General features: G+C 56.0%; 4 protein-coding genes. All 4 read left to right on the top strand.

Annotated elements, in window-relative coordinates; translation table 11 throughout:
- Nucleotides 1–1,839, top strand: a 1,839-nt coding sequence (locus F0Q32_RS02610; protein ID WP_188016816.1) for a hypothetical protein, incomplete at its 5' end; no start/stop codon positions are given.
- A 134-nt stretch (nucleotides 1,840–1,973) separates the two neighbouring features.
- On the top strand, nucleotides 1,974–3,326 hold the full coding sequence (locus tag F0Q32_RS02605; RefSeq protein ID WP_149461847.1) for a TolC family outer membrane protein: 1,353 nt from the start codon (nucleotides 1,974–1,976) through the stop codon (nucleotides 3,324–3,326).
- Nucleotides 3,327–3,441: 115 nt separating this feature from the next.
- Nucleotides 3,442–5,625: a type I secretion system permease/ATPase gene (locus F0Q32_RS02600; RefSeq protein ID WP_149461846.1), complete on the top strand. Its 2,184-nt coding sequence runs from the start codon at nucleotides 3,442–3,444 to the stop codon at nucleotides 5,623–5,625.
- A complete protein-coding gene (locus tag F0Q32_RS02595) occupies nucleotides 5,612–6,976 on the top strand; it encodes an HlyD family type I secretion periplasmic adaptor subunit (protein WP_149461845.1) in 1,365 nt (454 codons plus the stop codon). The genes F0Q32_RS02600 and F0Q32_RS02595 overlap by 14 nt, the downstream gene beginning before the upstream one ends.
- Nucleotides 6,977–7,045 lie beyond the last annotated feature (69 nt).

The raw sequence follows: 7,045 nt of genomic DNA, 5'->3' as shown, positions 1-7,045 counted from the left end.
GATTCAGACTCTGACAGTGATTCCGACTCGGACAGCGACTCCGACGCCGACAGCGATGCTGACTCGGACAGCGACTCCGACTCCGACAGCGATGCTGACTCGGACAGCGACTCCGACTCCGACTCCGACTCCGACAGCGATGCTGATTCCGATTCTGACGCCGATCACTCCATCACCTTAGAAGTCGATTTCAGCGGTACGGAATCTTCGAAGGTCACCGAAATCAACGGCGGCAGTGACGATCCCAACGGCTACGACGTGGATGAAAATGGCAATATTGTCGCCATCGGTGAAAACGTGATTCTGTGGATCACCGAAGGGGATATCGAAGCAGGTCGCGTCTCCGATCAAATCCCGAAAGATCAAATTAAGGTCTATACCAACGGCAACCCATCGGGTGACGAAAGCCACAGTGATGTCTTCCTCGTTCACGAAGGCAGCGGCTACTGGCAGGACGGAAACTTCCGCGACCTGAACTCAGTTAAAGGCAATACAACCTCTGCCTCCGGGGCAAATGGCGATGCGCGTGACACCATCTATGTGCAGGATGATGGGCAAGGCTGGCATGCCGATAAAGGCCCGGCGAACGTTAACGGCAATATTAACTATGTCGATAACGTCACAATCACCATCGGCGGCAAAACCATCGTTCAGGGTTCGAACTCAATCTCGGACGTCACCTCCTCTGACGGCGGCCAGGGCTGGGACCCTAATGCGCCGGAAAGTAAAACCTCCTGGCATTACGAGCTGTCGCTGGATGCGTCCGTCAACGGTGGCGGCGAGCACGACCAGATAACGTCCATTACGCTCTCCGGCCTGCCGCAGGGTACGATTGAATATAACGGCCAGACGTACACCGTCGATGCCGACGGCCACGTGGTGATCGACGTCGATGACACCACCAATCTGAACGCCAATATCACGCTGACCACCGACAACCAGGTCAATCTGGATGACGTGAAGGTGGATATTGAGACCAGCGTCAACGGCGAACATCACGACAGCGGGGATATCGCCGTCAGCGACGATCACCACAGCATTACGCTCTCTGGCAGTGATGCGGATACGTCAACAACGCAGGAGAGTCATGATGCAGATGTGCTGACCACCTCCGCCGATGAACATCATGACACCAACGATAGCGATACGACGCACGATACGCAGTCGCAAAGCGAAACGACGGATGCAACGCAAAGTGTAGCTGTGACGTCCAGCGAGCTGGTTGACGATCAATCAACCCATCACGATGCCACAAGTCAGGAAACGGACAATAGTGCAGACATGCACGCGTCGGTCGCGGAAAATGACACGGCGGCTAGCGGTGACGATACGCAAACCGAGAGCAGTGAGGCAGATAACTCTCAAGCCTCGCTTATCGATAGTGAAGATCTCTATCTGACGCAAACAGACACCGCCGCCGATAGCACATCAACGCCAAATGATGCGACACCTGCGGCCACGACTGACAACGCCACAGAGATCTCGTTAAGCAACCTTGTGGGCGGCGAAGACGCCTCCACAGGAGAAAGTCAGACGGTCACCGCAAATGTCGCCGAGATCGCAACGGACAACAGCGACGCCGATCACGGCGATAGCCCGGCCAGCGCCACAACGCTCAGCAGTGAAGAGCCGCTCAATTTCAGCGATATTATCCACGATGAAAGCAGCGACGACGACCTGGGCAAACTGCTGCCTGTGGCCGACGTAAGTGCCGAAAGCAGCAATGCGACCGATCAAATCGTCTCGGCGGATTCGGCGGCGGACGGAAACGATACCTATACTGGAGGGGACGACGCGCACGTCGATAACTTAATCGCCAAACCCGATACCGATTCCTGACCACGGTAAGCCTCTCGTAGCCGATACGCGCGAGGGGCTGATTCTGCCCAAAACGCACATGCGGAGAGTGGGCAAGGTCTCCGGCAAGGAAAGCGCTCAGGCCGGAGAATTTTAGAAACGATAAGGACAATAAAATGCACTACCGCGATCAGATCGCTTTCGGATTAACGCTTTCATTATTGACGTCAGGGTATGCCTGCGCGACGACGCTTGAGCAGGCTGTAAAAGAAACGCTGATTACGCATCCGCAAATTAGCGGCTCCATCAATAGTCGGCATTCTGCCGATGAGGATTTAAAAGCGGCCAAAGGCGGTTATCTGCCTACGCTGGATGTCTCTGCCGGCACCGGCTGGGAGCAAACCGATAACGCCACCACGCGCGCCTCGGGCGATCACCTGCGCGATTTGCACCGCAGCGAATCGAGCATCAACCTGAGCCAGAATCTGTTTAACGGCTTTGCCACGACCAGCGAAGTGGCGCGTCAGAAAGCGACCGTCAACTCGCGCGCGTTCACGGTGATGAATACCGCAGAAAGCACCGCGTTGACCGCCATCCAGAGCTATCTCAACGTTCTGATGCAGGAGAAAATGGTCAGGCTGGCGGAAGATAACCTGAAAAACCACGAACGCATCTTCGACCAAATCCGCCTGCGCACCGAGCAGGGCGTTGGCCGTCAGGCGGACTATGAGCAGGCTGAAGCGCGGCTGGCGCAGGCGCGTAACAATCTGCTGACGGAGCAAACCAATCTCGAAGACGCCCGCGCCAATTACTCGAGCGTGGTAGGCCGTGAAGCGACCGACCTCTCCAACCCGCAGCCGTCAAAAATCCCGGCCTCGCTGGATGATGCAAAGAAAGTGATGATGGATAACAGCCCGCTGCTGAAACAAGCCGATGCCGATGTGGAAGCCACTCGTCAGCAGTATGAAGCGGCGAAATCTCGCTTCTACCCAAGCGTGGATGTCGATGTTGGACGCCGGATGGACAATAACGTTGACGGTACGCGCGGCCACGATCAGGAGTGGCAGGCGATGGTGCGCATGCGCTACAACCTGTTTAATGGCGGCAGCGATCAGGCACAACTCACCTCCTACGCCTACAAAATGCAGGAAGCGCAGGATGTGAAAAAGAATGCGCTGCGTCAGCTCAATGAAGAGTTGCGCCTCGCCTGGAACGCCCTGGTGAACGCGAAACAACAGGTGCCTATTGCGAAAGATTATGCTGACCGCAGCATGGTCGTGCGTACCGCCTATCAGGAACAGTTCAGTCTCGGTGACCGTACACTGCTGGATATGCTCGACAGTGAAAACGAAGTGTTCAGCGCGCAGCGCCGCTACGTGGAACTGCAATACGTCGAGATGTTTACACACTACCGCATTAACGCCCGTACAGGTGAACTGTTAAAAGAACTCAATATTCCGGCTCCTTCCGCCGCTCAACCGGTGGAAGAAATGAAAACGTCGAAAGTCGACCTGCCGGAATTGAAGTAACGACCCAGGGATGTATGGGGGGATCCCCACAGGCGTACAGACGGAAAACTTCAACCTTATTGAAGAGTTCCGTTTGTATGCGCCCTGCGATTTTTCGTTTATGTAAGGTCAGACGATGGCACCTCAAACTGATTCAGTTGGTCACTCTTCTCCGGAAAATAACAGCACCCGCTACGATCCTCAGCACAGCCACGATGACCCGCTGCTGGATTGTTTACTGGTTGTCTGTCAGCTTCATAACATCATCACCAGCCGCAATGCGCTGACCGCCGGCCTTCCCCTGGAGGAAAATCGTCTCACTAAAAGCACCTTTCCGCGCGCTGCCCAGCGGGCCGGGTTAAAAGCCAGAGTCATTCAGCGCCCGTTGGATGCCATCTCGGCTATCTCGTTGCCCGCGATTTTAATACTGAAGAATTCGCAGGCGGCAGTGCTCATTGGCTGGGACGATCAGCAACGCGCCCGCCTGCTGTCAGCAGAGACCCGGGGCGGTGAAATCACCGTCGCGCGGGAAACACTGGCAGCCGACTACAGCGGTCAGGTGATATTTATCCAGCCGGAACATGAATTCGATACCCAGCCGAACGCCTCTATCCCGCGAACAAAATCCTGGTTCCAGGACACGCTGAAGCTGTCGAAGTTTCTCTATCTCGATTCCGTTGTCGCCAGTTTCCTGGTCAACCTGATCGCGCTTGCCACACCGCTGTTCGTGATGAACGTCTATGACCGCGTGGTACCCAATCAGGCGACCGCCACGTTATGGATGTTGGCAATCGGGATTACCATCGCCTTTGCGTTTGATTTCGTTCTGAAGATTTTGCGCGGCATTTGCCTCGATCTGGCCGGTAAAAAGACCGATCTTATCGTGTCGGCGGCGCTTTTCGAACGACTGCTGGGCATGAAAATGAAGCTACGCCCCAGCCGCGTGGGCGGCTTTGCGCAGAACTTCCAGGAGTATCAATCCGTTCGCGATTTCCTTTCGTCGCTGACCCTGACCGCGCTAATTGACCTGCCCTTTACGCTGATTATTTTACTGGTCATCGGCATTATCGGCGGCCCGCTGGTGTTTATCCCCATTCTGGCGTACCCGATTGCCGTACTGGTGAACTGGATGCTCCAGCGCCCGCTGCTGGCGCAGGTGAAAAAAACCTATCGCCTGGCCAATGAACGCCAGGCCATGTTGGTTGAAACCCTGACGGGACTGGACGCCATCAAGGTTAACAACGCGCAAAGCGAGCGGCAGTATCAGTGGGAACAGGTGATTGGCAGCCTGAGCAAGCTGGAGCTGCGGGTTAAATCGCTCTCTTACATTGCCGTCAACTTCACCAGTTGGCTGCAACAGTTTAGTGGCGTGGTGATTATCGTCGCCGGGGTGTACTGGATTATCGCCGGTAACCTCAGCATGGGCGGCCTGATTGCCTGTTACCTGCTGCAACGTCGCGCAATGATGCCGGTTGGCCAACTGTGTGGGTTAATCACTCGCTATCAGCGCGCCAAAATGACCAAGGCCACCATTGACAGCATGATGGACCTGGAGCAGGAAACGCACAGCGATGAAGTCCCGCTGAAGCGCGAGACACTCTCAGGCGCACTGGAGTTCTATGATGTCTCGTTCCGCTATCCGCAAAACCAGTTTGTCTCGCTGAACGGGATTTCACTGAAGATTGCCCCCGGTGAAAAAGTGGGGATTATTGGCCGCAGCGGTTCGGGAAAAAGCTCGCTGGCGAAGCTGCTGGTTGGGTTTTATCAGCCGGATGCCGGTACGGTGCTGATTGACGGCATCGATGCCCGTCAGCTCGACGTCAACGATATTCGCCACAATATTGGCTACGCGCCGCAGGATATCCACCTGTTCAGCGGCACGCTGCGCGATAACCTGTTAACCGGCGCCAGCTACGTCGATGAAGAAACCATGATCCGTGCGGCAACTATTGCTGGCGTTCATGAATTTGCCCGCCGCCACCCTTCCGGCTACAACATGCAGGTTGGCGAACGCGGGATGAACCTCTCCGGCGGCCAGCGTCAGGCGGTTGCCCTCGCCCGCGCGCTCCTGCTCGACCCGCCAATATTGTTAATGGATGAGCCCACCAGTTCGATGGATAACACCAGCGAAGACCTGATCAAAAAAGCGCTCACGCCCATCGTCAGCAATAAAACGCTGCTGCTGGTGACCCACCGCGCGTCGCTGTTGACGCTGGTTGATCGCCTGATCATCCTCGACAACGGCAAGATCATCGCTGATGGCCCGAAAGAAAGCGTGATGAACGCACTGAAAAAGGGGCAAATCCATGCAAACCGGTAACCTGCTTAGCCGCCTGATGAAGTGGCTGTTTGGCGATAAAAATACCTCCACCTTTGCTGCTAACGAAGTGAACAAAGCCCTTCTCGACGACTCCCCGCGCGTGGTGCGCATCACCCTGTGGGCGATTCTGGCGTTCTTTGTCGTTATGCTGACCTGGGCTGCGCTGGCCGATATTGATGAAGTGACGCGCGGCGATGGCCGCGCCATTCCGTCATCGCGCCTGCAAAAAGTGCAAAACCTGGAAGGCGGTATTGTCTCGGAAGTCTTTGTCCATGAAGGCGAAATTGTTAAGGCTGGCGCGCCGCTGCTGCGTCTGGACGATACCCGTTTCCGTTCGAACGCCGGGGAATCCGAAGCCGACCGTCTGGCGCTGGAAGCACGCGTTCAGCGCCTGACCGCGCAGCTTGCCGATAAAGAAACGCTGGAGCTGCCGCCGGAAATCACGCAGAAATCGCCGGATATCGCCAACGGAGAAATGGAACTTTTCACCAGCGTCAAACAGCGGATCCAAAGCGAAATTGGCGGGCTGAATGAACAGCTGGTGCAGAAGAAGCAAGAACTGCTGGACTACCAGGCGAAAGCCAGCCAGACCCGCCGCAGCCTCGGCCTGCTGCAACAGGAAATCAGCATGTCAGAGCCGCTGGTCGCCAAAGGGGCGATTTCGAAAGTGGAAATCCTGCGCCTGCGCCGCTCGGAGGTGGACACACGTGGTCAGCTGGAATCGGTGACATTAGCGATCCCGCGCGCGCAGGCCGCAATTAAAGAGATCGAAAACAAGATTGGCGAAACGCGCGATCGTTATCGCAGCGAAGCGCTGTCGCAGCTTAACGAAGCGCGCACCGATCTCAGCAAAACACAGGCTTCGGGCAAGGCTATCGAAGACCGGGTGAATCGTACGCTGGTGACATCTCCGGTCCGCGGTATCGTGCAACAGTTGATGGTCAACACCATCGGCGGCGTTATCCAGCCAGGTAGCGACCTGGTGGAAATCGTCCCGCTGGACGACACCCTGCTGATTGAAACCAAAATTCGCCCGCAGGATATTGCCTTCCTGCACCCAGGTCAGGAAGCGATGGTGAAATTCACCGCATATGACTACACCATCTACGGCGGTCTGAAAGCCACGCTTGAGCAGATAAGCCCGGATACGGTGACCGATAAAGACGGCAAAAGCTTCTATATCGTGCGCCTGCGCACCGAGAAGAATCACCTCGGCAGCGATCAAAAACCGCTGCTGATTATCCCCGGAATGGTCGCATCGGTGGATATCATTACCGGTAGAAAAACCATTCTGGCCTATCTGCTAAAACCGATTCTGCGCGCCAAAGCGGAAGCCTTCCGCGAGCGGTAATCGTGTAAACCGTAATGCCGCCTTATCAGGCCTACGAGATCCCGTAGGCCTGATAAGCGAAGCGCCATC

Origin of the sequence: Pseudocitrobacter sp. 73 (genome assembly GCF_008369545.1) — a bacterium.
Taxonomy (GTDB): Bacteria; Pseudomonadota; Gammaproteobacteria; order Enterobacterales; family Enterobacteriaceae; genus Pseudocitrobacter; species Pseudocitrobacter vendiensis.
The sequence above is the reverse complement of the archived record's forward strand: the minus strand, read 5'-3'. Positions and strand labels throughout refer to the sequence as shown.